At 64.3% G+C, this 24873-nt stretch carries 23 protein-coding genes; 9 read left to right on the top strand and 14 right to left on the bottom strand.

Features of this window, described 5'->3' with window-relative positions; translation table 11 throughout:
• Positions 1-2: 2 nt before the first annotated feature.
• On the bottom strand, positions 3-1205 hold the full coding sequence (locus A3AS_RS0140155; RefSeq protein WP_049815129.1) for an efflux RND transporter periplasmic adaptor subunit: 1203 nt from the start codon (positions 1203-1205) through the stop codon (positions 3-5).
• Between the two features lie 272 nt (positions 1206-1477).
• Here A3AS_RS0140155 and A3AS_RS0140150 point away from each other — a divergent pair, with 272 nt between their 5' ends.
• Complete coding sequence (locus tag A3AS_RS0140150; protein ID WP_018323062.1) at positions 1478-2056, top strand: TetR/AcrR family transcriptional regulator; 579 nt, start codon at positions 1478-1480, stop codon at positions 2054-2056.
• Positions 2057-2188: 132 nt separating this feature from the next.
• The gene (locus A3AS_RS0140145; protein WP_020508825.1) at positions 2189-3529 is read left to right on the top strand and encodes a TAXI family TRAP transporter solute-binding subunit; all 1341 of its coding nucleotides are present in this window, start codon (positions 2189-2191) and stop codon (positions 3527-3529) included.
• Between the two features lie 10 nt (positions 3530-3539).
• On the opposite strand, the gene A3AS_RS0140140 is transcribed toward A3AS_RS0140145, so the two are convergent.
• The 5 genes from A3AS_RS0140140 to A3AS_RS0140120 form a co-directional block, all read right to left on the bottom strand.
• Positions 3540-4259, bottom strand: a complete 720-nt coding sequence (locus tag A3AS_RS0140140; protein WP_018323060.1) for a haloacid dehalogenase type II — start codon at positions 4257-4259, stop codon at positions 3540-3542.
• A gap of 141 nt (positions 4260-4400) precedes the next feature.
• On the bottom strand, positions 4401-5402 hold the full coding sequence (glpX, locus tag A3AS_RS0140135) for a class II fructose-bisphosphatase (protein WP_018323059.1): 1002 nt from the start codon (positions 5400-5402) through the stop codon (positions 4401-4403).
• Between the two features lie 165 nt (positions 5403-5567).
• Entirely contained in the window at positions 5568-6884 is a 1317-nt protein-coding gene (locus A3AS_RS0140130) for a homoserine dehydrogenase (RefSeq protein WP_018323058.1), read from the bottom strand.
• A gap of 29 nt (positions 6885-6913) precedes the next feature.
• The gene (locus A3AS_RS0140125) at positions 6914-8134 is read right to left on the bottom strand and encodes an LL-diaminopimelate aminotransferase (RefSeq protein ID WP_018323057.1); all 1221 of its coding nucleotides are present in this window, start codon (positions 8132-8134) and stop codon (positions 6914-6916) included.
• A 216-nt stretch (positions 8135-8350) separates the two neighbouring features.
• Positions 8351-8626, bottom strand: coding sequence for a hypothetical protein (locus A3AS_RS0140120; RefSeq protein ID WP_049815128.1), 276 nt, complete (start codon positions 8624-8626; stop codon positions 8351-8353).
• Positions 8627-8879: 253 nt separating this feature from the next.
• On the opposite strand from A3AS_RS0140120, the gene A3AS_RS0140115 reads away from it, so the two are divergent.
• Together A3AS_RS0140115 and A3AS_RS0140110 are read left to right on the top strand one after the other, a co-directional pair.
• Positions 8880-10688: an alpha/beta hydrolase gene (locus A3AS_RS0140115; RefSeq protein WP_026202867.1), complete on the top strand. Its 1809-nt coding sequence runs from the start codon at positions 8880-8882 to the stop codon at positions 10686-10688.
• Between the two features lie 64 nt (positions 10689-10752).
• Positions 10753-11151 (top strand): MAPEG family protein, encoded by a 399-nt coding sequence (locus A3AS_RS0140110; RefSeq protein WP_018323054.1) that lies wholly within the window; start codon positions 10753-10755, stop codon positions 11149-11151.
• 130 nt (positions 11152-11281) lie between these two features.
• On the opposite strand, the gene argC is transcribed toward A3AS_RS0140110, so the two are convergent.
• The 3 genes from argC to A3AS_RS0140095 form a co-directional block, all read right to left on the bottom strand.
• A complete protein-coding gene (gene argC / locus A3AS_RS0140105) occupies positions 11282-12262 on the bottom strand; it encodes an N-acetyl-gamma-glutamyl-phosphate reductase (RefSeq protein ID WP_018323053.1) in 981 nt (326 codons plus the stop codon).
• The gene (locus tag A3AS_RS0140100) at positions 12259-12924 is read right to left on the bottom strand and encodes an FMN-binding negative transcriptional regulator (RefSeq protein WP_018323052.1); all 666 of its coding nucleotides are present in this window, start codon (positions 12922-12924) and stop codon (positions 12259-12261) included. The genes argC and A3AS_RS0140100 overlap by 4 nt, the downstream gene beginning before the upstream one ends.
• Before the next feature lie 225 nt (positions 12925-13149).
• On the bottom strand, positions 13150-13680 hold the full coding sequence (locus A3AS_RS0140095; protein ID WP_018323051.1) for a DedA family protein: 531 nt from the start codon (positions 13678-13680) through the stop codon (positions 13150-13152).
• Positions 13681-13954: 274 nt separating this feature from the next.
• On the opposite strand from A3AS_RS0140095, the gene parE reads away from it, so the two are divergent.
• From parE to A3AS_RS0140075, 4 genes are all read left to right on the top strand, one after another.
• Entirely contained in the window at positions 13955-16000 is a 2046-nt protein-coding gene (parE, locus tag A3AS_RS0140090) for a DNA topoisomerase IV subunit B (protein ID WP_018323050.1), read from the top strand.
• Positions 16001-16428: 428 nt separating this feature from the next.
• Positions 16429-17211 (top strand): outer membrane protein, encoded by a 783-nt coding sequence (locus A3AS_RS0140085; protein ID WP_018323049.1) that lies wholly within the window; start codon positions 16429-16431, stop codon positions 17209-17211.
• 320 nt (positions 17212-17531) lie between these two features.
• Positions 17532-17717, top strand: coding sequence for a hypothetical protein (locus A3AS_RS0140080; protein WP_018323048.1), 186 nt, complete (start codon positions 17532-17534; stop codon positions 17715-17717).
• Between the two features lie 21 nt (positions 17718-17738).
• Positions 17739-18509, top strand: a complete 771-nt coding sequence (locus tag A3AS_RS0140075; protein WP_018323047.1) for an SDR family NAD(P)-dependent oxidoreductase — start codon at positions 17739-17741, stop codon at positions 18507-18509.
• 115 nt (positions 18510-18624) lie between these two features.
• Here A3AS_RS0140075 and A3AS_RS0140070 read toward each other — a convergent pair whose 3' ends face one another.
• From A3AS_RS0140070 to A3AS_RS0140050, 5 genes are all read right to left on the bottom strand, one after another.
• Entirely contained in the window at positions 18625-19389 is a 765-nt protein-coding gene (locus A3AS_RS0140070; RefSeq protein ID WP_018323046.1) for an outer membrane protein, read from the bottom strand.
• A 180-nt stretch (positions 19390-19569) separates the two neighbouring features.
• Complete coding sequence (locus A3AS_RS0140065; RefSeq protein WP_018323045.1) at positions 19570-20817, bottom strand: FAD-dependent oxidoreductase; 1248 nt, start codon at positions 20815-20817, stop codon at positions 19570-19572.
• A gap of 233 nt (positions 20818-21050) precedes the next feature.
• Positions 21051-21476: a hypothetical protein gene (locus A3AS_RS48035; protein WP_157644518.1), complete on the bottom strand. Its 426-nt coding sequence runs from the start codon at positions 21474-21476 to the stop codon at positions 21051-21053.
• Between the two features lie 143 nt (positions 21477-21619).
• Entirely contained in the window at positions 21620-21838 is a 219-nt protein-coding gene (locus A3AS_RS0140055; protein WP_018323043.1) for a hypothetical protein, read from the bottom strand.
• A 226-nt stretch (positions 21839-22064) separates the two neighbouring features.
• Complete coding sequence (locus A3AS_RS0140050; RefSeq protein WP_018323042.1) at positions 22065-23573, bottom strand: caspase family protein; 1509 nt, start codon at positions 23571-23573, stop codon at positions 22065-22067.
• 207 nt (positions 23574-23780) lie between these two features.
• Here A3AS_RS0140050 and A3AS_RS0140045 point away from each other — a divergent pair, with 207 nt between their 5' ends.
• The gene (locus tag A3AS_RS0140045) at positions 23781-24743 is read left to right on the top strand and encodes a helix-turn-helix domain-containing protein (protein WP_018323041.1); all 963 of its coding nucleotides are present in this window, start codon (positions 23781-23783) and stop codon (positions 24741-24743) included.
• Positions 24744-24873: the final 130 nt, after the last annotated feature.

The following is a 24873-nucleotide window of genomic DNA, read 5'->3' as shown; positions in this document are numbered from 1 at the left end:
GGTTACTGCTCGGCTGCGGCTGCTGCAGGCCGCGCATCGGCCTGCCGCGTCGGATTCACGGTGAGGCCGGTTGCGGGATCGACCGCGACCTCCACGGACTTGACGGGCGCCCCGGGGCGGGCCTTCTGCGTGCCCTCGACGACCAGGCGATCGCCGGCCTTGGCGCCGGAGCGCACCAGCCAGTTGCTGCCGACATCCTCGCCGAGCTCCAGCATCCGCTGCTCGACCTTGCCGTCCTTGTCGACGAACATCGCCACTGCCTGCCCCAGCGGATTGCGCGAGACGGCGCGCTGCGGCACGAGGATCGCAGCCGGATCGACGCCGGCGACGACGCGGGCGCGCACATACATGCCCGGCAGCAGCGCCCGCTCGGGATTGGCGAAGACTGCGCGCGAGGAAACCGAGCCGGTGCTCTCGTTGACGCTGGCATCGGTGAAACCGTACTTGCCCTTGTGGCCGTAGGTCTTGCCGCTCTCCATCAGGAGCTCGACCTGCACACCCTCGGCGGGACGCTTGAGCTTTCCGCTCGCGATCTGGCTGCGCAGGCGCTCCATCTCCGAGGTCGACTGATCGAGGTCGACATAGACAGGGTCGAGCTGCTGGATCGTTGTCATCGCCGTCGCCTGGCTCGCGGTAACCAGCGCGCCGGGTGTGATGCTCGACTTGCCGATCCGGCCCGAGATCGACGCGGTGACCTTGGTGCGATCCAGCGAGATCGCGGCGGTGTCGCGGTTGGCTTGCGCCGCCTTCACGTCGGCCTCGCCCTGCTTGTAGGCGGCAACGGCATCATCGACGTCCTGCTGGCTCGCCGCGTTGGTCTGCAGAAGCTGGGTCTTGCGCGCAGCCTTCAGCTTGACGCTGACGAGCGTTGCCTCCGACCTCTGCACCGCGGCCTCGGCGCTCGCCAGACCCGCCTTGTACTGCACCGGATCGATCTCATAGAGCAGGTCGCCTTCCCTCACCTCGGCGCCTTCCACGAAGTCGCGCTTGAGCAGAATGCCCGTGACCTGCGGACGGACCTCGGAAACCTGATAGGCGACGACGCGGCCCGGCAGCAACGTCGAGATCTTCGCTTCCTGCGGTTTCAGGGTCATGATGCCGACCTCCGGCACCATCTGCGGCAATGCCGCTTGCGGGTTCTGCTCCCCGCAAGCGGCAAGCAGCAGGGCAATCAAGGGAACAGCGCGGACGATCGGGGGGCGCATGATGACGATCCATGGGTGAGTTGCGGCCCCTCGAGGAGGATCGCGCACGGAAACATTCGGAAACTATTCAGTTTCCATCTGGAAACTTGATAGTTTCCTTCCCCGAAGTCAAGTGCTAGGCTGCCTGCGCAGCAGCGTTCAAGCAGTCGTGAAACAGCTCAGATTCAACGGCGGGTGTGTCCATGGCGAGAGAATCCAGAAATCAGAGACGTATTGCTCCGCCGTCGGAGCGGACCAAGCCGGCCGTCATCCTTCCCGCCCCCGACGCTCGCATGACGCAACTGCTGGCGGCGGCGAAGGACACCTTCACCAGCAAGGGATTTGCCGCGACCACGATGGACGACATCGCCGGTGCCGCCGGAATGTCGAAGAAGACGCTCTACAAATTGTTCGAGAGCAAGACCGAGCTGTTTCGCGCCATGCTGCTGCGCAGCCTGCCGGAAGCAGACTTCGCCGATGCCCCTTCGGAAGGATCACCAGTGATCCGACTTCGAAACATGCTGCGCGAGGCGGCCGACGTGGCGCTGTCGCCTGGCGAGATCGCCCTGCAGCGTCTGATCATCGGTGAACGTCAGGCCTCGCCGGAGCTGGGGCGCATGTTCGCCGAGGTCATCATGGAGAGCGGCACAGAGCATATCGTCGAGCTACTGAAGGCCGTTCGCCTGGAGCCTCGTTTCGCAGCTGTGCCGCTCCGCCTCATCGCCGAAATGCTGTTCGGCATGGTGTTCAGCCACGATCATTTCAGGCTGCTGACCGACACCGGATTCAAGCTCAATCGCCGCGTGCTGGACCGGCGGATCGACCTTGCGATCGCGACGTTCTGTGCAACCGAAGAGGCGCAAGCCTCGTAATATTCTGGCCCTCCGCACCCCCGGAGTCGGACCAAACAGGTTCGAGGGAGCCCGAGCATTGCTTGACGCAAATCAACATCCGACCGCTCGCGGCAACAATGCTGGCCTACGGAAACTCGGGCGAGCCGCGTCATGGACGATCTCTCGAAAATGGGGATTGATGCCGCCAGGCTGCCGGGCTGGCTGCGCTTCGTGGTGGTGATCGTGATCGTAGCGCTTGCCGCCGGCGCGAGCCTCGCTGCCTATCGCTGGTACGCCCGGCCCGTGACACTGTCGATCGCAGTCGGATCCCTGGATGGCGACGCTCCCAGGATCGTCTCGGCGCTCGCGAGCAGGCTTGCCGTCAACAACGCGCCAGTGCGCCTCAAGCTGGTCGAGACCGGCGGGCCCATCGAATCCGCCGCGGCGTTCTCGTCGGGCAAGACCGACCTCGCCGTCGTGCGCGGCGATGTCGGCGATCTCTCTCAAGCGCAAGCGATCGTCGTGCTCACCGAAGCCGTCGCCCTGCTGGTGGCTCCGCCGGGATCGGCGATCTCGGATATCGCCGGCCTGAAACGCACGACGGTAGGGGTTGTCGCCGGCGACACGAACCAGAAGGTGGTCCGCGTCCTCACCAGCGCATACGACCTTGGCCGCGCCAATGTCGTCTTCAAGAACATCGCGATGGACGACGTTCGCCGCGCGCTGGACGCGAAAGAGGTGCGCACGGTGCTTTTCGTCATGCCGCTCAGCGAGCGGTATCTGTCGTTGCTACGCGGCCTGTTCTCACAGACTGCCAAGACCGCGCCGATTCTGATCCCGATCGAAAATGCAGGCGCGATTGCGGAGAAGGAGCGCGCCTATGAGAGCTTCGACATCCCCAAGGGAGCGCTGCGCGGGTCCCCGCCTGTTCCCGCGGACGACGTCACAAGCTTGCGCGTCGCCTTCTATGTGGTCGCCAAGAAGAGCCTCGACAACGACGTGGTCGCCAGCTTCACGCAGGCCATCACTGCCGCGCGCAGGGACATCCTGTCGGAATGGCCGGTCCTCGCCCAGTTCAAGGCACCGGATACCGATGCCGGCGCATATCTCCCGGTCCATGCCGGCGCCGCCGAGTTCTACAATGGCAGCCAGCTAGGCTTCCTCGACAAGTGGAGCAACGTGATTTTTCTGGCGCCGATGGCGCTGGGCGCGCTTGCATCGATCGCGGCGGCGCTGTGGCGGTTTCTCCGGTCGAGCGAACACCAGCCGCGCGAACCGGCACTCGACGCGCTGTACACGCTCGGCCGACAGATCCGCGAGGCCAAAAACGAAACCGACCTGCTGGCGATCGAAGACCAGATCGACAATGTGCTTCGTAGCCAGCGCGCGAGATTGGACGGCGACGACAACCCGCTGGATGCTGCCACCCTCAACGTGGCGGCCCACCGCCTCGAGAACCTCATTCACGAGCGCAGGGCCGTGCTGACTGCAGCGCCCGCCGAGTCGCGGTAGCAGCGCGCTGTCAGCAGCCGAGCCTGTCGGCGATCCCGCCAAAGTCCTTGGCGACGATGTCCCAATTGCCGGTGGCTTCGAAATCGACCTTCTGGAGCGGACCGTACTCCGTCGGCCGTGCGACGAACGCGGTCTTCAGCCCGTTCTTCTGGGCGGCCGCGAGATCGCCGTTGTGGGCGGCGACCATCATCACCTCCTCCGGCTTGAGGCAAAGCAGCTTTGCTGCGCCGAGATAGGTCTCGGGATCGGGCTTGTAGTGCTCGAACAGCTCGGCCGACATGATGAGGTCCCACGGCAGTCCGGCGAACTTCGCCATGTTGGTGAGCAATGCGACATTGCCGTTCGATAGCGGCGAGATCACGAATTTCGACTTCAGCCGCGTCAGGCCCGCGACGCTGTCCGGCCAGGGATTGAGGCGATGCCAGCCCTTGGTGAGATAATCGAGATCGGCGTCGGTGAGGCCTTTGATCGAAAACTGCGCGACCAGCTTCTCCAGCGAGCGGCGGTGCAGATCATCCAGCATGACATAGCCGCGCTCGGGATGTTGCCGCACATCGTCCATCGAGGCCATGTACATGCCGCGCCAGCCATCGACCAGAGCGGTCCAGTCGGCGCTGATGCCGCGCTGCCTGCTCCACCACATGAAGTCCGAGATCAGGCTGGTGCGCCAATCCACGACGGTGCCGAACACGTCGAACACCAGGGCTTTGACGGCGGAGAGTTCGGACATGGCGCTTCCCGATTATTCTTATTGTCATTCCGGGATGCGCTGTTAGGCGCAGGCCCGGAATCCATACTCCCGATCGTGGTTATGGATTCCGGGCTCGACGCTTTGCGTCGCCCCGGAATGGGGGCAGTTGTTATGCCCTACTCAGTCCAGATGGAACTTCGCGAGCTCACGATGCTCGGCCTTGATGTAGCGCACGGTGCCGGTGACCGAGCGCATCACCACAGTCTCGGTCTCGATCACGCCGTCCTTGCGGAATTTGACGCCCGAGAGCAGCGAACCCGTGGTGACGCCGGTGGCGGCGAACAGGCAGTCGCCGCGCGCCATGTCCTCGATGCCATAGATCATCTTGGGATCGTTGACGCCCATCTTGGCGGCGCGCTCGCGCTTCTCGTCGGAATCGAGGATGAGACGGCACTGCATCTGGCCGCCGATGCAACGCAGCGCCACGGCCGCGAGCACGCCTTCCGGCGCGCCGCCGGTGCCGAGATACATGTCGACGCCGGTATTGTCGGGATCGGCGCAATGGATCACGCCGGCGACGTCGCCGTCGGTGATCAGGCGCACGGCAGCGCCGGTCGAGCGCACGCTCTCGATGATGCTGGCATGGCGCGGACGATCGAGCACGAGAACCGTGATGCCGTCGGGCTGGACACCCTTGGCCTTGGCGAGACGGCGGACGTTGTCGGCCGGCGTTGCATCGAGATCGACGACGCCCTTGTTGTAGCCCGGCCCGATCGCGAGCTTCTGCATGTAGACGTCGGGCGCGTGCAGCAGCGTGCCGCCGTCGGCCATCGCCATCGTGGCGATCGAGCCCGGCATGTTCTTGGCGCACAGCGTGGTGCCTTCGAGCGGATCGACCGCGATGTCGACCTGCGGACCGGCGTTCAGGCCGACCTTCTCGCCGATGAAGAGCATCGGCGCCTCGTCGCGCTCGCCCTCGCCGATCACGATGGTACCCTCGATCGGGAGCTTGTTGAGCTCGCGGCGCATCGCATCCACCGCAGCCTGATCGGCCGCTTTCTCGTTACCGTGCCCGCGCAGCCGCGCCGACGACACCGCCGCCCGCTCCGTCACGCGTACGATCTCCAACGTGAGGATGCGCTCGAGCAATGCGTGCGGGGGGACTGAAATATGGGTCGACATCGGCTTACTCCTTCGAAACGGTTTTGGACAGAAGTCTCTGCCCGCATCAACTCTCAACGCCCACGGTTCGTTCGCTCAAACCGCCTCATTGTTTCAGCATGACCTTTCCGGAAAACCGCTTCAACGCTTTGCGCTGGCGCGGCCCTCTGGGCCGGGGGGCACGCTCTAGTTCTTCTCGATCCGGATCACCTGCGGCCGTCCGCTGATCACCTTGTCCTTCTGCACGGCGGCTAGCGCGCGGCGCACCGCATCCTCATGCGTCGCATAGGTGATCAGGATGACGGGCACGGGGACCGCCTTGCCGTCGGCTGGCGCAGCGCCGCCATTGGGATGACGCTGCACGATCGACTCGATCGAAATCTTCTGCTCTGCCAGCCGGGTCGCGATCGCAGCCGCGGTGCCGGGGAAATCGCGCGCCAGAAGGCGGATGTAATAGCCGCCCTCGTGCCGCTCCATCGGCGCCTTCTTGGTGTCGCGCAAATGAGAAATCGGCCGGCCGAACGGATTGGCGCGGATGCCGCGCGCGGCATCGGCGATATCGGCGACTACGGCGGATGCCGTCGCGGCACCGCCGGCGCCGGGGCCGACCAGCGTGATCGGCGGAATGCCCTCGCCGTCGATCGTGACCGCATTGGTGACGCCCATCACCTGCGCGATCGAGGAGGATTTCGGAACCATGGTCGGATGCACGCGCTGCTCGATGCCCTTGGCGGTGCGCACCGCAACGCCGAGCAGCTTGACGCGGTAGCCGAGATCCGCGGCCGCGCGCAGATCTTCCGGCGCGATGGAGGAGATGCCTTCGACATACACTGCGCTTTGAGCAACTTTCGTGCCGAAAGCGAGGCTGGCGAGAATGGCGAGTTTTTGCGCGGTGTCGTGGCCGTCGACGTCGAAGGACGGGTTGGCCTCGGCATAGCCGAGCCGCTGCGCATCCGCGAGGCATTCGGCGAAGGACAGGCCCTCCTGCTCCATCCGGGTCAGGATGTAGTTGCAGGTGCCGTTGAGGATGCCGTAGACGCGGTTGATGCCGGTTCCGGCAAGTCCCTCGCGCAACGTCTTGATGACGGGGATCGCGGCGCCGACGGCTGCCTCGTAATTCAGCGCGCCGCCGTGCTTTTCAGCGGCTTTCGCCAGTTTCAAACCGTGCCTCGCGAGCAGCGCCTTGTTGGCGGTGACCACTGACTTGCCGGCGCTGAGCGCGGCCTCGACCGCCGACAGCGCGGGATCGCCGGCGCCGCCCATCAGCTCGACGAAGCAATCGATGCCGGGATGCGTGGCCAGCGCCATGGGATCCTTGACCCATTCGACGCCGCGCAGGTCGATGCCGCGCTTCTTCGCCTTCGAGCGCGCGGTGACGGCAACGACACGGATGCCGCGGCCGCTGCGGCCTGTAAGCACGCGGGCCTGCGTTTCAATCAGACGGACAACTTCGGCGCCCACGGTGCCGAGCCCCGCTATGCCCACTTTCAGGGGTGCAACCATGATGACTTAGAAAACCTGCCGAAGAGAACTTAACGCCGATTGGCGAGCGGAACGACGTTGTGCAACGTTTCGATGCCGCTTTCAAGGAAGCGTCGCACGCCGCGCGCGGCCTGCCTGATCCGTTGCTCGTTTTCCACCATGGCGATGCGGACATATCCTTCACCATGCTCGCCGAAGCCGACGCCGGGCGAGACCGCAACGCCGGATTTCTCCACCATCAGGGTCGCGAATTGCATGCTGCCGACGCTGCGGAAGGCTTCCGGCAGCGGCACCCAGGCGAACATCGAGGCCTCCGGCGGCGGGATCTCCCAGCCGGCGCGGCCGAACGATTCCACCAGCGCATCGCGGCGCTTGCGGTAGGTGTCGCGCATCTCCTTGATGCAATCGTCCGGGCCGTTCAGTGCGGCAGTCGCCGCGACCTGCACCGGCGTGAAGGCGCCGTAATCGAGGTAGGATTTGACGCGGGCGAGCGCTGCGATCACGCGCTCATTGCCGACCGCAAAGCCCATGCGCCAGCCGGCCATCGAATAGGTCTTCGACATCGAGGTGAACTCGACCGTGACGTCCATCGCGCCCGGCACCTGGAGCACCGAGGGCGGCGGATTGTTCTCGTCGAAATAGACCTCGGCATAGGCGAGATCGGACAGGATCAGGATCTCGTGCTTCTTCGCGAACGCGACGAGGTCCTTGTAGAAGTCGAGGCTCGCCACATAGGCGGTCGGGTTCGAGGGATAGCAGACGACGAGCGCCAGCGGCTTGGGGATCGAATGCACGATCGCCCGCTCCACCGCCTCGAAGAACTGCGGCGTCGGCTCCGACGGCACCGAGCGGATTACGCCGCCTGCCATCAAAAAGCCGAAGGCGTGAATCGGGTAGCTCGGGTTCGGACAGAGGATGACGTCGCCGGGCGCGGTGATCGCCTGCGCCACGTTGGCAAAGCCTTCCTTCGAGCCGAGCGTCGCGACGATCTGGGTGTCGGGGTTGAGCTTCACGCCGAAGCGGCGGGCGTAGTAGCCGGCCTGGGCCCGGCGCAGTCCGGGGATGCCGCGCGACGCCGAGTAGCGATCGGTGCGCGGCTTTCCCAGCGTCTCCTTCAGCTTTTCCAGCACATGCGAGGGGGCCGGCAGATCCGGATTGCCCATGCCGAGGTCGATAATATCGGCGCCGGCATTCCGCGCGGCCGCCTTGGCCCGATTGACCTGCTCGAACACATAAGGCGGAAGGCGGCGGATGCGGTAAAATTCTTCCATGGCTCTCTGGGCTCCGGGGCAACCGGTCAGGACAGAATCGACAGGCCAGGACGGCGCTTCGGAAACGCGTCCATTTCCGTCGTGAAAATTACTCAAAATCAAATGCTTAGAGCAATCATCGACGACGAAGACTGAAGTCGTTCGCCCTGACTCTCGGCTGAACCGTGGTCTTTTAGCACGGCAAGGCGGGGGCGCCAGCGATTACCTTGGAGCGGCTCATTTCGCATCCTTGCCGGCGACGGCCTGGCGATCGCGCGCGGCGGCGAGCTCAGCCTCGATCTTGGCACGTTGCTCCGGCGGGATGACCGCTTGATCGCGATCCGGCGGCAGGTCGTGCACCGGCAGATAGGTGCCGGGCTCCCTGGGATGCGCCTGCGCGTCCGTGGGCGTCATATCCGCGAGCTGGCTCGAGCAGCCGCCGACGGCAAGCGCCGCGATCAGCAGCGCGCCGCGGATCGGCAGCGTCTTTTGCAGGTCCCACAACGCCAACACTTGGGAAATCCCCTACTCGTCCCAAAGCACGGCCCCGGGCAACCTTACCCAAGACCGTGCCCAAGCTCAAACCATTGCTGCCCAAATGGTGAGAGCGAGAAAACAGCCAATGCCCATCAAGCCGAGCGGTGCGGCCCGAATGTGACGGAACCAAGAAGATTTGTCGCAGTGCAACACATCTTCGAGAGTGTTTAACGCCAAACATGCGAGCTTCGCGGTGACGAATACGGAATGAATCGTTACTGTTCTGCTCATGAGTATGGCCACGACCGATACGCCCAAACCCGAGACGAAGTTCGATGCGGAAGCCTTCGCGATGAATGTCGCGCGGGCGATGGAGAGCGGCGGCAAAGCGCTGGCCGCTTACCTCAAGCCGCGCGAGAGCGGCGAGGTGCAGGATCGCCCGCCGCCCGAGCTCACCGAGGTCGTCAAGACCTTCACCTCGGTTGCCGAATACTGGCTGTCGGATACGTCCCGCTCTTCCGATCTGCAGACCAAGCTCGCCAAGGACTATCTCGACCTCTGGGGCTCGGCGGTGCGCCGCATGGCCGGCCAGGACGCGCCGCCCGCGATCGCGCCCTCGCCGCGCGACAAGCGTTTTGCCGACCCGGAATGGAAGTCGAACCAGTTCTTCGATTTCGTGATGCAGCTCTATCTGCTCACGACCAAATGGGCGCAGGAGCTGGTGCGCGATGCCGAAGGACTCGATCCGCAGACCCGCCGCAAGGCGGAGTTCTACGTCCAGCAGGTCATCAACGCGATCTCGCCGTCCAACTTCGTGCTGACCAACCCCGAGGTGCTGCGCGAGACCGTGACCAGCAGCGGCGAGAACCTCGCCCGCGGCCTGAAGATGCTGGCCGAGGACATCGCAGCCGGCAAGGGCATGCTGAAGATCCGCCAGTCCAATCCGGACAACCTCGTCGTCGGCGTCAACATGGCGACGACGCCGGGCAAGGTGATCTACCAGAACGAGATGATGCAGCTGATCCAGTATTCGCCGACCACGGAGACGGTGCTGCGCACCCCGCTCCTGATCGTGCCGCCCTGGATCAACAAGTTCTACATCCTCGATCTCAAGCCGGAGAAATCCTACATCAAGTGGTGCGTCGACCAGGGCATCACCGTGTTCGTGATCTCATGGGTCAATCCCGACAAGCGGCTCGGCAACAAGAGCTGGGAAGACTACATGAAGGAAGGTCCGCTCACGGCGATGGACGTGATCGAGAGGGTCACGGGCGAGATGAAGGTGCATACCGCCGGCTATTGCGTCGGCGGCACCATGCTCGCGACCACGCTGGCCTGGCTCGCCGAGAAGCGCCGCCAGCGCGTGTCGTCCGCGACGTTCTTCGCGGCCCAGGTCGATTTCACCCATGCCGGCGACCTCCTGGTGTTCGTCGACGAGGAGCAGATCACGGCGCTCGAGCAGGACATGAGGGCGGCCGGCGTGCTCGAAGGCTCGAAGATGGCGATGGCCTTCAACATGCTGCGCTCCAACGATCTGATCTGGTCCTACGTCGTCAGCAACTATCTGAAGGGGCAGCAGCCGAGCGCGTTCGACCTCTTGCACTGGAATTCGGACGCGACGCGGATGACCGCGTCGAACCATTCCTATTACCTGCGCAATTGCTATCTGGAGAACCGGCTCTCCACCGGCACGATGGTGCTCGACAACACGCTGCTCGACCTCTCCAAGGTCAAGGTGCCCGTCTACAACCTCGCCACCCGCGAGGACCACATCGCGCCCGCTGAATCGGTGCTGTACGGCTCGCAATTCTTCGGCGGTCCGGTGAAATACGTGCTGTCGGGCTCGGGCCACATCGCCGGCGTCGTCAATCCGCCCGCCTCGAACAAGTACCAGTACTGGACCAACGACAACATCAAGGACGTCAACGTCGCGCAATGGATGAAGGAAGCCGTCGAGCACAAGGGCTCGTGGTGGCCGGACTGGCGCCAATGGCTGGGCGAGCTCGATCCGGAGCAAGTCCCGGCGCGCAGCGTCGGCAGCGACGCCCTTCCCCCGATCGAGGACGCGCCCGGCAGCTATGTCAGGGTCCGCGCATAGCGGAATCTTCCGCGCTTTTGTATAGACTCGCGCTCAACGCAGCGACGACAGAGGGGATCGAACCATGACGCGCGAATTGTTCTGGCTGACACTGACTGTGATCCTGACCGGGATCCTCTGGATCCCCTACACCATCAACCGGTGCCAGGTCCGCGGTCTCAGTGGCGCGCTGGCCAATCCCTCGCGCGGCGACAAGCCGCAGGCGGAATGGGCGAACCGCCTGATGTTCGCGCACGACAATGCGGTCGAGAACCTCGTGCTCTTTGCGCCGCTGGTGCTGATCCTCAACGCGATCGACTATTCGACAAAATGGACCGTGCTCGCCTGCGCCGTCTATTTCTGGTCCCGCGTCGCGCATCTCATCGTCTACGCGATCGGCATCCCGGTGTTCCGCACGCTGGCCTTCACCGTCGGCTTCCTCGCCCAGGCCGTGCTGGTGCTGGCGATCTTCAAGGTGGTTTGATTTCGTGTCCCGGACGCGCGAAGCGCGAGCCGGGACCCAGATGGCCGCAAACGAAGCTGAAAACATGGGCCCTCGGCTCAGCAGCGCACCGCCAAGCGGCGCTGCGCTGCGTCCGGGGCACGATACTGCCCTACTCCTCCGGCAATCCCAGCATCAGCCGCATGTTCTGCACGGCTGCGCCCGAGGCGCCTTTGCCGAGATTGTCGAGCCGGGCGACCAGCACGGCCTGGTGATATTTGTCGCTGGCGAAGACGTAGAGCTCGAGCATGTTGGTCTCGTTGAGCGCCTCCGGCTCGATCCGGCCGCCCTTTGACGCTTCGTTCTGCAGCGGCATCACCGAAACGTATTTCGAGCCGGCGTAGCGCTTGGCGAGCGCGGCCTGGAGCGCCGCACCATCCGGCTTGCCGGGCAGCGTATCGAGTTGCAGCGGCACCGAGACCAGCATGCCCTGCCGATAGTTGCCGACCGAGGGAATGAAGATCGGCCGCCGCGTCAGGTTCGAATAGAGCTGCATCTCCGGCAAATGCTTGTGCTCGAAGCCAAGGCCGTAGAGCTCGAAGGACGGTGCGCTGCCGTCCTCGAAGCTCGCGATCATCGACTTGCCGCCGCCGGAATAGCCGCTCACCGCGTTGACGGTGACGGGATAATCGGGCGGCAACAGGCCGGCATCGACGATCGGCCGCAGCAGCGCGATCGCGCCGGTCGGATAGCATCCGGGATTGGAGACCTTCTTCGCCGCCTTGATCTTGCCGGCCTGGTCCGGCGTCAGCTCGGGAAAACCGTAGGCCCAGTCGGGCGCGACCCGGTACGCGGTCGAGGCGTCCAGCACCTTCGGGCCCGCAACGCCCATGCTGTCGACCAGCGCGACCGTCTCCTTGGCGGCATCGTCGGGCAGGCAGAGGATGACGAGATCCACCTCCTCCATCAGCGCCTTCTTGGCCGCTGGGTCCTTGCGCTTGTCGTCGGCGATCGTCTTCACGACGACGTCGTTCTGGAGCTTCAGCCGCTCGTTGATGCCGAGCCCGGTGGTGCCGGAGCCGCCATCGACGAAGACGGTCGCGGGCTTGGTGGCAGCGCCCTTCGGGGCCTGTTTGGTGTCAGCGAGGCTCATGATGCGCTCCCTTCGAGCATGTTCGTGTCGTCTGCAAAAACCTGCGGCCTTGCCTGCCGCATCAAATCTGAGATCTGCTTGGCGTCGGCATCGCCGGCGCTGAGCGCATTGGCGATCGCCGCATAGTCGGCGTCCGATTTGTGCTGGTTGAGCTTGAAGCTGCCTTCGACCTCCTCAACCGTCATCACCAGACCCACGATCGCCTTCTTCATCGTCTCGAGCCGTCCGGCCGTCATCTTGTCCGATGTCCACGGCTTCTTCGGCAGCAGCCAGTTCTCGAACTTGTCGCTGAGCGTGGCGATCTGCACCGCCAGCTCGTCGTCAGACAACATCCGCACCGGCCCGCTCAGATGCACCGACTGGTAGAGCCAGGTCGGCACCTGGTCCGGCGAGACGTACCAGTCCGGCGATACATAGGCATCGGGGCCATTGACCGCGAGCAGCCAGGACGCTGCGCCGTCCGCAAGCTTTAACAGCGGATTGTGACGGGCGACATGAAAGGCGGCCTGCGGCGTGCCGTCGGCGGCATAGGTCAAATAGAACGGCAGCGGGGAAGCGACCGGTTTCTTACCGTCAAAGGCGCACATGGTGCCGAAGCCGCGCTCTTCGGCGAACTTCAGGCTTGCGGCGCGGTCCTGCTTGAAAAAGGGTGGCGTGTACATCGTGGTCTCCTGCTGGGCCTCCTTGGGGGGCCGCCGGATCAGATCGCGCTGACAGGAGAGAGAGTGCCGCGGATCGGATCCAGCGGCAAAGACGATGATCTCAAACGCGATCGACCGCCCAAACCGCTAAAGAGCGGCGGCGGCGACGGGCGAACAGGATGGTCGCAGCGTTGATCATGGCGCGCGGCTATAAGGCCAGATCGGGTTTCCGTCAAGGTTTCGGCGTCAGATGACCCGCCAGATCCATTCCATGATCTTGGCGAGCACGTCGCCGAACATCAGGAGCACGGCCGACCAGATCAGGGCCGAGACGAAATTGGCGGCCTGGAAGCTCCAATAGGGCATCTCGAAGATGCCGGCCGCGAGCGGCACCGAGGCGCGCAAGGGTCCGAAGAAGCGGCCGATGAAGATGCTGGGGATGCCCCAGCTGCGCACGAAAGCCTCGCCCCTGGGCAGGAGTTCCGGATAGCGCGAGAGCGGCCACATCTGGGCGACCTTCTCCTTGTAGCGGTAGCCGAACCAGTACGAAACCCAGTCGCCGAGCGCCGCGCCGAGGCCGCCGGCGATCCAGACCGGGTAGAAGCTGATCCCGCTCGCCCCGATCAGCGCACCGATCGCGACCAGCGCGCCCCAGGCCGGGACCAAGAGCGAAATGAAAGCGAGCGACTCTCCGAAGGCGAGCACGAACACGATCGGGGCCGCCCAGGCCTGGTGAGCGCGCACGAATTCGGCCAGGGCGTGCGCATACTGCTCCATCAAAAAAAAGCCTTCCCGCCCCGTCTCAAGGTGCTGCTCGATGAAAAAGACTGGTAAGCCAAGGGCTTGTGTGACATCAAGTCACAAAACTCGCCTCGCCGCGGACCGGCCGGTCAAATTGCCGGGAATTGCAGGGGCTGCGGCGTAAAATCGCCGGGATTGGCTCCCAACGACACCGCCGGGCCTGCCCCGCGGTAACCTTTCCAAGTCAGAAGTGGCATAGTCGGCCTAACCGATTCGCCGCTTATGCGGCCCTCAAAGCGTATCAAGATATATGTCCAAGCAGTTGAAACCCAAAGCAAAAGACGATTTTTTCGGCGGCGACGAGCCGAAACCTCGGGCGCCTGCCAAGGCGGCTTCGCGCGGAACCGGCGGGGAAGCCGACTACACCGCAGCCGACATCGAGGTGCTCGAAGGCCTGGAACCGGTGCGGCGCCGGCCCGGCATGTATATCGGCGGCACCGACGAGAAGGCGCTGCATCATCTGTTCGCCGAGGTCATCGACAACTCGATGGACGAGGCGCTGGCGGGACATGCGACCTTCATCGGCGTCGAGCTCTCCGCGGATGGTTTCCTCACCGTCACCGACAACGGCCGCGGCATCCCAATCGATCCGCATCCAAAATTCCCGAAGAAGTCGGCGCTCGAAGTTATCATGTGCACGCTGCATTCGGGCGGCAAATTCGACTCCAAGGTCTACGAGACCTCCGGCGGCTTGCACGGCGTCGGCATCTCCGTGGTGAACGCCCTCTCCTCGTTGCTCGAGGTCGAGGTCGCGCGCAGCCAGAAGCTCTACCGCATGACGTTCGAGCGCGGACACCCCAAGGGCAAGCTCGAGGATCTCGGCAAGATCAACAACCGCCGCGGCACGCGCGTCCGCTTCAAGCCCGATACCGACATCTTCGGCGCCAAGGCTGCGTTCAAGCCGCAGCGCCTGTTCAAGATGACGCGCTCGAAGGCGTATCTGTTCGGCGGCGTCGAGATCCGCTGGAATTGCGCGCCCGAGCTGCTCAAGGGCGTCGAGGACGTCCCGGCGGAGGCGACGTTCCACTTCCCCGGCGGCCTCAAGGATTATCTGGCGGCAGCAATTCACGCCGACACGCTGGTGCACCCGGATATCTTCTCCGGCAAGTCCGGCCGCAATGGCGCGCATGGCGCCTGCGAATGGGCGGTGGCCTGGACCGCAGATGCCGACGGCTTCCTCTCTTCCTATACCAACACCGTCCCGACCCCCGATGGCGGCACGCACGAATCCGGCCTGCGCAGCGCCCTGCTGCGCGGCCTGAAGGATCACGCCGAGCGCGTCGGCCAGGGCAAGCGCGCCTCGTCCATTACGTCGGAAGACGTGATGGTCGGCGCCGCCGTGATGCTCTCGGTGTTCGTGCGCGAGCCCGAATTCCAGGGCCAGACCAAGGATCGTCTCGCCACCGCGGAGGCGCAGCGCATCGTCGAGCAGGCGATGAAGGATCCGTTCGATCACTGGCTCTCGGGCAATCCGAACATGGCCAACAGGCTGCTCGATTTCGTGATCGACCGCGCCGAAGAGCGGCTGCGGCGGCGGCAGGAGAAAGAGACCGCGCGGAAAACCGCCGGCAAGAAGCTGCGCCTGCCCGGCAAGCTCGCCGACTGCACCGACGCCGGCACCGAAGGCTCCGAGCTCTTCATCGTCGAAGGCGACTCGGCCGGCGGCAGCGCCAAGCAGGCGCGCGACCGCAAGACCCAGGCCGTGCTGCCGCTGCGCGGCAAGATCCTCAACGTCGCATCGGCCGGCAAGGACAAGCTGACGGCCAACGCCCAGCTCTCCGATCTCGTGCAGGCGATCGGCTGCGGCCAGCTCCTGCAATACCGCGAAGAGGATCTGCGCTATCAGCGCATCATCATCATGACCGACGCCGACGTCGACGGCGCACACATCGCTTCGCTGCTGATCACCTTCTTCTATCGGCAGATGCCGCGGCTGATCGACGAAGGGCACCTCTTCCTCGCGGTGCCGCCGCTCTACAAGCTCACGCACGGCACCAAGTCGGTCTACGCGCGCGACGACAAGCACAAGGAAGAGCTGATCAAGAGCGCGTTCAACGCCAACGCCAAGGTCGAGGTGAACCGGTTCAAAGGCCTCGGCGAGATGATGCCGGCGCAGCTCAAGGAGACCACCATGGATCCGAGCAAGCGCACGCTGCTCAAGGTGGTGCTGCTCGCCGACGATCGCGACACCACGGCGGATTCGGTGGAACGACTGATGGGCACCAAGGCCGAGGCGCGCTTCGCCTTCATCTCGGACAAGGCCGAGTTTGCCAGCGAAGAGCTGCTGGACGTTTGAGTCCTCGGCGCTGCAGCGCTTCATCGAGAGCCCCGGCGAAAAGCCGGGGCTCTTTTGCTTTGCGGGGGCGATGACGTCGCTGCGGTCCGGATGGCTTTGAGCGATTCCCGGCACCATCGTTGCGACTCGGCCAGCGACTCACGGCGCTCAGGCGGAGGCACGACTGCCTCCATTTCGGACAAGGCGGGATTTGCTAACGAAACCTTACCCGAGGTTGAATTCCAAAAATCTCAGTAAGGCTTTGAATTTATGTGGTTATTCCAGATCTCGACAACCGCGACCGAAATGCCCGCGTATCGGCGTTTTCCGGCGACTGTGCCTGCCCGGCAACAGCATTCCGGCGGGAAACGTCTATAGTCCGGACATCAGATGACACGAACTTCAGTGCGCTCGCGCTGCTACACAGACCAAGGTTGGGGATTTTTATCATGAAGAAGGTTTTGCTCGCTCTGACCGCGGTTGCCGCGATGACCGGTTCGGCCTCGGCGGCCGATCTCGGTGCCCGTCCCTACGTGAAGGCCCCGATGCCGGCGCCCGTCGCCAACTGGACCGGTTTCTACGTCTTCGGCGGCGGCGGCGGCGGCCTCTCCAATGCCGACCAGCACGTCCAGACCACTGTTGGTGCGGTTCCGCTGACGATCGACCAGCGCCAGGGCGGCTCCGGTTGGTTCGGCACCGTCGGCGCCGGTTACGACTGGCAGTTCAGCGGCACCTGGGTCGCCGGTGTGTTCGCTGACGGCCAGTTCGGCAGCATCCGCGCCACCATCCAGGATCCGATCGTCGGCATCACCGGCAACCAGAAGCTGGAAACCTCCTGGGCCGCGGGCGTGCGCCTCGGCTGGCTGGTCGCCCCGAACGTTCTCTCCTACGTCAACGGCGGTTACTCGGGCGCCCACTTCGGCCAGACCAACTTCACCACGCTGGGCGGCACCCCGGCCGGCATCCACCTCAACAGCTACAACCGCAACGGCTGGTTCGTCGGCGGCGGTGTCGAGAACAGCCTGAACATCTTCGGCGTCTCTTCGCCCGGCTGGTTCATGAAGACCGAGTATCGTTCGGCCTTCTACAACGCCAAGACCTCGAACGAGCTCTTCGACGGTACCAACGCGCTGGTCGGCCGCGACATCCGCGCCAACAGCTGGAACCAGACGATCTCGACCTCGCTGGTCTACCGCTTCAACTGGACCGGTCCGGTCGTCGCGAAGTACTGATCCGAACGCAAGCTCAGACGTCAAAGCCCCGGCATCGCCGGGGCTTTTTCGTTATGGACCCGTCAACGGCAAGCGCTAATCCTCACGCGGTGCATGCTTCGACGTGTCCGCGCTTCCCGCCGCCCCCACCCAGCATCCCCGATCGCTCCTGCTTCGCCCCGTCCGCGCGAGACCAGGACTTCTCCCCGCGCGACGGCTTGTGGCTGGCGCCGCCATTGTATCCGGACCGAAGCTACGGCTAGTGTGGGCCCAAGCTTTCGCGGCAGCGGTGATCTCTTCATCGTCGCAACGCGACGGAAACGGACCGACGGGAGGAATGCATGCGCAGATTTCTGCTTGTAGCAGGCCTGTTTGCCCTCGCCGTCGGGCTGCTCTGGATTGGACGGGGCACGGGTACGGTTCCGTGGCCGCGATCGAGCTTCATGGTCAACCAGCTGCATTGGGCCGGCTATGGCGCCGCCATGACCGGCTTCGGGCTGGTGCTGATCTGGCAGAGCAATCAATAAAAGAAACCAGGGAATACAAGCATGACATCCAGCCGGTTCGAGCTCCGCGGCAAGGTCGCGGTCGTAACAGGAGGTAATGGCGGCATCGGGCTCGGCATGGCGCGCGGCCTTGCCGATGCCGGCGCCGACATCGCCGTGGTCGGCCGCAACGAAGCGAAGTCCAAAGCAGCGGTCGAAGATCTCAGGCAGCGCGGCGTCAAGGCGATCGCAGTTGCGACCGATGTCACCGACAGGGCCGCGATCGAAGCCATGATCGCGCGCGTGGTGAAGGATCTCGGCCGCATCGACATCCTCGTCAACAATGCCGGCATGAGCATCCGCAAGCCGCCGCACGAGCTCGAGCTCGACGAGTGGAACAAGGTGATCGACACCAACCTCACCAGCGCCTTCCTGTGCTCGAAGCTCGCTTATCCGGCCTTGAAGGCGTCAGGAAACGGCAAGGTGATCAACATCGGCTCGATGATGTCGATCTTCGGTGCGAGCTTCGCCACCGCCTACGCGGCAAGCAAGGGCGGCATCGTGCAGTACACGCGTGCCTGCGCCAATGCCTGGGCGCCCGACAACATCCAGGTCAATGCGATCCTGCCGGGCTGGATCGATACCGACCTCACCCGCGGCGCGCGGCAGCAGGTATCGGGATTGCACGAGCGGGTGCTGGCGCGCACGCCTGCGGGGCGCTGGGGCGACATCGACGATTTCGCCGGCATCGCCGTGTTCCTGGCCTCGCCCGCATCGAACTTCGTCACGGGCACCGCGATCCCCGTCGATGGCGGCTTCTCGGTGATGGCCTGAGGCCACACCTTCCGGCCATTCAGCAACGCAAAAAAGAAGCCCCGGACAAGTCCGGGGCTTTTGAATTTATGCAGTGCTTTTTTTGATCGTTGGTCGCGTTGCGTCGTCGACGTGCTCAGTAACGGGCAATGACCGGTGCGTCGAACTTGTAGCTCGCGCGCACGACGGCCCATTGGATGTCGCGCGGCTTGGCGTCGAAGGTGTAATTCCCCGAGGTGCCGCCGAGCTGATAGGTCTGGCTGCCGAAGGCCGCGTAATTGTATTCGAGGCCGACGATCCAGTTGCGGGTGACGCCGTATTCCCAGCCCGCGCCGACAGTCCAGCCGTTGGCCCAGTGGGTCTGTCCGCCCGAGCCCGACACACCGACGGTGTCGCTGACCGACAGACGGTTGTTCGCGCCGGCATAGCCGCCCTTGACGTAGAAGAGGTTGTTCTGCACGGCGAAGCCGGCGCGGCCGACCACGGTCGCGAGCACGTTGGTGCGCCAGGAGAACACGTCGTCGCCCGCACCGAACGCGGTGTTCGTGAACGAGCCCTTGTTGTCGAGGCCGGAGATCGTGCCTTCCATGCCGAACACGTAGTTGTTGGCCTGCCAGTTGTAGCCGATCTGGGCGCCGCCCATGATGCCCGCGCTGCGCTGACGATAGCCTTCGCCCGGGACGAGATCGCCGAACGGCGCACCGATCCCATTGTTGATGAACTGCTGGTTGGTCCAGGCGCCGCCGATGTGGCCGCCGACATAGAAGCCGGTCCAGTTGAACAGCGGCTCGACATAAGCGGGCGCCTTCGCGTAGCGCGCGCCGAGATCGGCGGCAGAGGCCACGCCCGTCGAAACCAGAGCGGTCGTGCAGGCGAAGGCGGCAATCAATTTGTTACGCATGGTACAACCCCGTGTCCTTTGATGGACGCACGGTCACAGACGGGTGTTACTAAAATTCGAATCAACAGAGTTAACGTGGCGGATGGGCACGCGCAGGTCCGTGAATCCGTTGGCGCTGTTGCACGCCCGCAACGCCACATGCGCGATTTAACGCGAAATTATCCCTGCCGAACTCCTGCGCTACGATGCCGGCGTGGTCTTCGAATGCACGTGCTCGGGCCGCACGCCGAGCGCGAGCAGACGCGCGGGAATGCCCTGCAGCCATGGCAGCGCGGTGATGAGGCGCACGATCAGCGGCACCTTGAGCGGCCGGTCACTGCCTTGCAAGGCGCCGCTGATGATGTTGTTCTGCACGATCACCTGCATGCGCTGCGTCATCTTCACCGGGAACTCGCGGCGACGGCGCACGGCATCGAGCTCATCCTCGGACGGGCAGCCGTGCTGCATCTTGTCCGCCAGCAGATTGGCGGTTGCGACTGCATCCTGCACGGCGAGATTGACACCGACTCCGCCGACCGGAGACATCGCATGCGCGGCATCGCCAATGCAAAGCAGACCCGGCCGCGTCCAGCGCGCCATGCGGTTGATCGCGACGGTCAGCAGCTTGACGTCGTCGAAGCTTTTCACGTCGGCGATGCCGGAGCGAAGGATCGGCGCCATGCGCACGACGTCGTCGAGCAGCGCCTGCAGTCCCCTCGCCTTCACCGCCTCATGCTGTCCCTTGGCGATGACATAGGCGCACTGCCAATAGTCGCCGCGGTCGAAAGTGATCATCATCTTGCCGGGCTCGACGCGCGCGAACACGCTTTCCGTCTCGTCGGCCTTGCGGCCGGCGCGGAACCACAGCACGTCCATCGGCGCGCCGATTTCCTCGACGACGAGGCCGGCGCGCTCGCGCACCGTCGAATGCCGGCCGTCGCAGGCGATGGTGAGATCGGCTTCGATGTCGATGATGCCGTCGGGCGTTTTCGCCCGCGCGCCGGCGATCGTCTCGCCGCGGCGGATCAGATCGACCGCCTCAGTGCTCATCATCACCTCGAGCGAGGCAAAGCGCCGGCCGGCCTCGCGCAGGAAATTCAGAAAGTCCCATTGCGGCATGAAGGCGATGAAGGGGTATTTGGTGTGGAGCCGGCTGAGATCGGCGATGCGCACCGGTGTGCCGCCAAACAGGCCGTCCATCTTCTGTAGGCGCTGGTGCGGCAGCTTCAGGAAGCCGTCGATCAGACCGAGCTCGTCCATCACCTGAAGCGTCGAGGGATGCACGGTGTCGCCGCGGAAATCGCGGAAGAAATCGGCATGCTTCTCCAGCACCGCGACTTCGATGCCGGCGCGCCCCAGGAGATAGCCGAGCATCATGCCGGCCGGCCCGCCGCCGACGATGCAGCAACGGACTTTTTTCGTCCGGTTCGGTTGTTGGTCGGATGTCACTGCAGCCACGATCCGCGATGCGAGTCTCGATCAAGATATGGCGAGCAATGTAACGCCGATTCCGGTCGAATGGCGCTTGAATTTGGCTGTGCGACCTCCAACGCCGGCCGCTCAGATCGCACCAATCCTTGCGATCCGGAATAAGCGGCACCCCCTGCTGTTATCAGCAGATAAGACCCTGAAGGGCATCAGAGACCCGCACTGCGCGGGCCCTTTCATGGACGGAAGCCAAACTATTTCTGATCCTCATTGCTGGTCCCGGTGCCGGGACTGCCGATCGGCAACCCGTTCGGTGCATGACCGACACCTGCGTTCCGTCCAGCTTGCGCTGCCGCTGGCGATGTGCCGTTTGCAGTCGGGGACTGAACGTTCGGATTGTTCAGGCCGGTGTTGGTGTTGACGTTGGCCCCGGTGGTGGTGCCATGAATGCCCATTCCCGAAGGAGCCGACGGCCCCGAATTGGCGCTGCTGGATGAGGTGCCCATTCCGGCACCTGAGCTGGCTGCAGATCCCGCGCCGCCGGTCCCTGTACCGGCCGCGGCACTGCCACCGCCAGCAGCACCACCGCCGCCTCCGCCAGCACCCCCGCCTCCCTGAGCAAAAGCGGTCGTCGAAAGCGCAGCGCATGCGAAGGCGATGAGGATGGACTTGCGGATCATGGATTGTTCTCCCTGGTTTGGTGGACAATCCAGCGACCCAATGAGTTGTTCCTTCGCCTGGGTGAACACGGGTCCGCCGTCCTTGGGGAACGCCCACAATCCCGCCGTGTATTGGTCCCCTTTGGGGGCCTAGACGTACCAAGTCACCCCCCAATCTCCTTGAGCAAGGCACGGCGTTTGTCGTGAAGTTCGCGGAGATATTGCTTATTCGAACGCTGCGTCTCCTGCCACTCGATGCGATCTTCAGCGGTCCAAAGGAAGGACTCGCGTTCGAAGCGAGCTATCTCGGCCTCATCGAATTCCTTATAAAGCTTGATATCACGCTCCACCTCTTCCAGTTGTTCCTGGATCGTTTTTGGCATCAGCCGTTCCCCCGGCCTAGCCTCCAGCCTGATCCAGTCTTCGGCTCAAATTACGGGGTTAGCAACAGAGGTTTGCTCGGTTCGGTGAGCTCACGCATTGATAAAGGCTATTGCGTAAGATTTTCTGTATTGTTGCCGGATCCGAGCCTCGCTGCGAGAAATCCGCTCCCTCGGGTCACCACCCTGCTTTGACGGCTGCGCTCCGGCCAGCGAACGCCGTCAATCACTACTGCCGGTTCGCACTCCGAAAGCTCTTGATCTCCGAGACGCTGCCGTCGCGATAAGTCAGCTCCACCGAGACGGACTGCGTGGCGGGGGCAAGCTTCATGTAGAGCGGCATGCCGGCGGTAATCGCACTGGGGTCGCGCATGTCGCAAGCAGGCATCTTCAGCACCTGGTTGGGCACGGCAGTGTCGATGCCGATGCGCACCTCGCGGATGGCGCAGCGATAGGACACGAGGTGCGTGTAGTAGACCAGCAGCCCGTTGAACTCGCGGAACGACAGCCAGCTCGTCGACGTCATGTCGAGGATCTTGCGCTGGTCGCGGATCAGCGCGGCCTCGGGATCGAACCGGATCGGGAACGGCCCCTGCATGTCGCCGGATTGATCGACATAGCGGACCTCGATGGTGCCGGCCGCAGCATCCGGCGGCAATTCGATCGACGGGTTAGGCATCCGCTTGCGCGTGCGCGGATCGAGCGTGTCGATGAAGCCGGTCTCGCGGAAATCGCCCTTGCCGGCCATGCGCCAGGAAATGCCGAGCGTCGGGTCGGCGAACGAGAACACCACGCTCCAGCCGCCATTGTGCCGCGAGAAGCTCGCGATCGGCGCGTTGAGGGTCTCCTCCTTCGGCAGTTGCGGCACTGACACCGGCGGCAGCGCCGCGAGCTTCTGCGGCGGCGGATCAGCTGGCCGCGCGACGGCATCCTTCGCCATGCCGCTGAGGAAGACGTCGTCGACCATCTGGTCGAAATAGACCGGCACCTGCCTGTGCTTGACGGTATCGGCCATCTCGCTGACGGCACGGCGGGTGCGCTGCGCCACCTGCACGAGGTTCTCGCCGGGCTGCAGCAACTCCTTGGCGAAGGTGCGCGTGAACACCGAATTGGGATTGGCGTCGTCGTTGGAGAGGCGGTCGAGCGCGGTCTGGCGGGGACCTGCCGAAAACACCGAGAACACGCCTTCAGGCAGCTGCACCATCGGAGCAAGCCCGCCGCCACCGGCCACCGCGCGGGTGCCCTTGCGCTCGAACGGGTTGTTGCGGCAGGCATCGAACACCAGGATCGAGGTCCGCGCCTTCTTGTTCTGGAGGCGCTCGACGATTCGGTCGGCCAGGATCGATGCGTCACGCACCAGCTCTTCCTGCCCTTCGGTCGCTGCCGGCACGTCCGTCGGCAGCAGGTAGTTCTGGCCCGCGATCTCGAAGCCGTGGCCGGCGTAGAAGAAGAACGCGGTATCGCCCGGCTCGATCGCCTTATCGAAGGCGAGCAGGGTCTCGGAGAATTGCTGCCGGCTCTGGTTCTCTGCGACCATCACCGAGAAGCCGAGCTGCTTCAGCGTATCGCCCATGGTGCGGGCGTCGTTGACCGCCTTGAGCAGCTTCGGCACGTTCCTGTAGTCGTTATTACCAATGACGAGCGCGACACGCTTCTCGGCATAGGCGGGAGCTACGAAGCCGCTCAGGCTCGCCGCCAGGCCAAGGGCCGCCAGAATTCCGAAAAGCCGACGCGTCATCGCAAAATTCCCGTTGCAGAACGGCGCTAGGCCGCTTCCCTCGAACAGCAGTTCATTGGACCCCCCGCCGCTGTGTGATAGTCGGCCCAGACGTAACGAGGGTTCAAGGGCCCGGGCCCCGGTTCCACGATCTGCCTATGGCAGATTGCGCTGGAATCTGCTTTTTCTTTGGCATCAGGCAAACGCGCTCGAAGCGAGGGGGCTGCCGTGTATCGCTGGTGTACCGACGAAGTCGAGCCGCAGGATCGCTTCGATTATTGGCGCGAGGTGCGCTCCAAGGGATTGTTCGGCGTCACCGCCGAACTCGAGCGCGAACGGCGCGCGGACTTTTTCGGCGAATTCTCGCTGCGCCAGCTTGGCGGCGCCGGCCTCGTCGAGCTGAAGGCCTCGCAATATACGGTCGAGCGCAGCAGCTCCGACATCGCCTACGCACCCGGCGACAGCATCTGCGTCTACCAGCAGCTCGGCAGCGGCGGCTGGTTCGGCGGCATGCGCGGAAACGACTTCGCGATCGCCCCGGGCAGTTTCGCCACCAGCCATACTGACCTGCCTTACCGCACGGCGCCGCTGGGTGCCGGGGGCTTCCATTTGCGGATCCTGAAGATTCCGGTCAGCGGCATCCCGGCGCAGGACAAACGCATGCGCGAGCTTGCGCCCCGGACGTTCAGCGATCCCACCCTGGCGCCCCTGCTCGGGGCCTGCTTTGCCGAGCTCGGCGAAGCCTCAACGGATCAGGGCGCCAGCGATGCGACCTCCCTCGTCCAGGCTTTGGCCCATCTGGCGCTGATCGAACGCGGCATCGTCAGGCCCGGCAGCCGGCGCGGACAGGCCGCGCTGCGGACGGCCCGTCTCTCGCGGGCCCGGCGCCTGATCGCGGGCCACCTGCAAAACCCGGATCTGGCGCCGACGATGGTGGCCGACGAGCTCGGCGTGTCGGTGCGCCACCTGCGCATGCTGTTCGAGACCGCGGCGAAGAGCTTCTCGCAGACCGTGACGGACGAACGCCTGAAACAGAGCCGCCGCCTGATGCGTGAGGCACCGGAGCGGCTGATCGCCGACATCGCGACCTCCTGCGGCTTCGAGAGCCTGGCGACCTACTACCGGGTCTTCAATGCCGCCTATGGCATGGCCCCGGGTGACTTCCGGGCGCAGGGCTCGGATAGGGGTTAGCCGTCGTTTTGGCGGCTCCGGCCGGAGCGCGGGGCTGGGCGGAAAAACCCCAGTTGCACCCGCTATTTGGTAAAAACCTCAGGTTTTTTAGGACCTTCCCGCGCCCGCTCCATTGACTTTGGCCGATTCC

It is taken from the genome of Bradyrhizobium sp. WSM2793, from assembly GCF_000379585.1.
Lineage (GTDB): Bacteria > Pseudomonadota > Alphaproteobacteria > Rhizobiales > Xanthobacteraceae > Bradyrhizobium.
The sequence above is the reverse complement of the archived record's forward strand: the minus strand, read 5'-3'. Positions and strand labels throughout refer to the sequence as shown.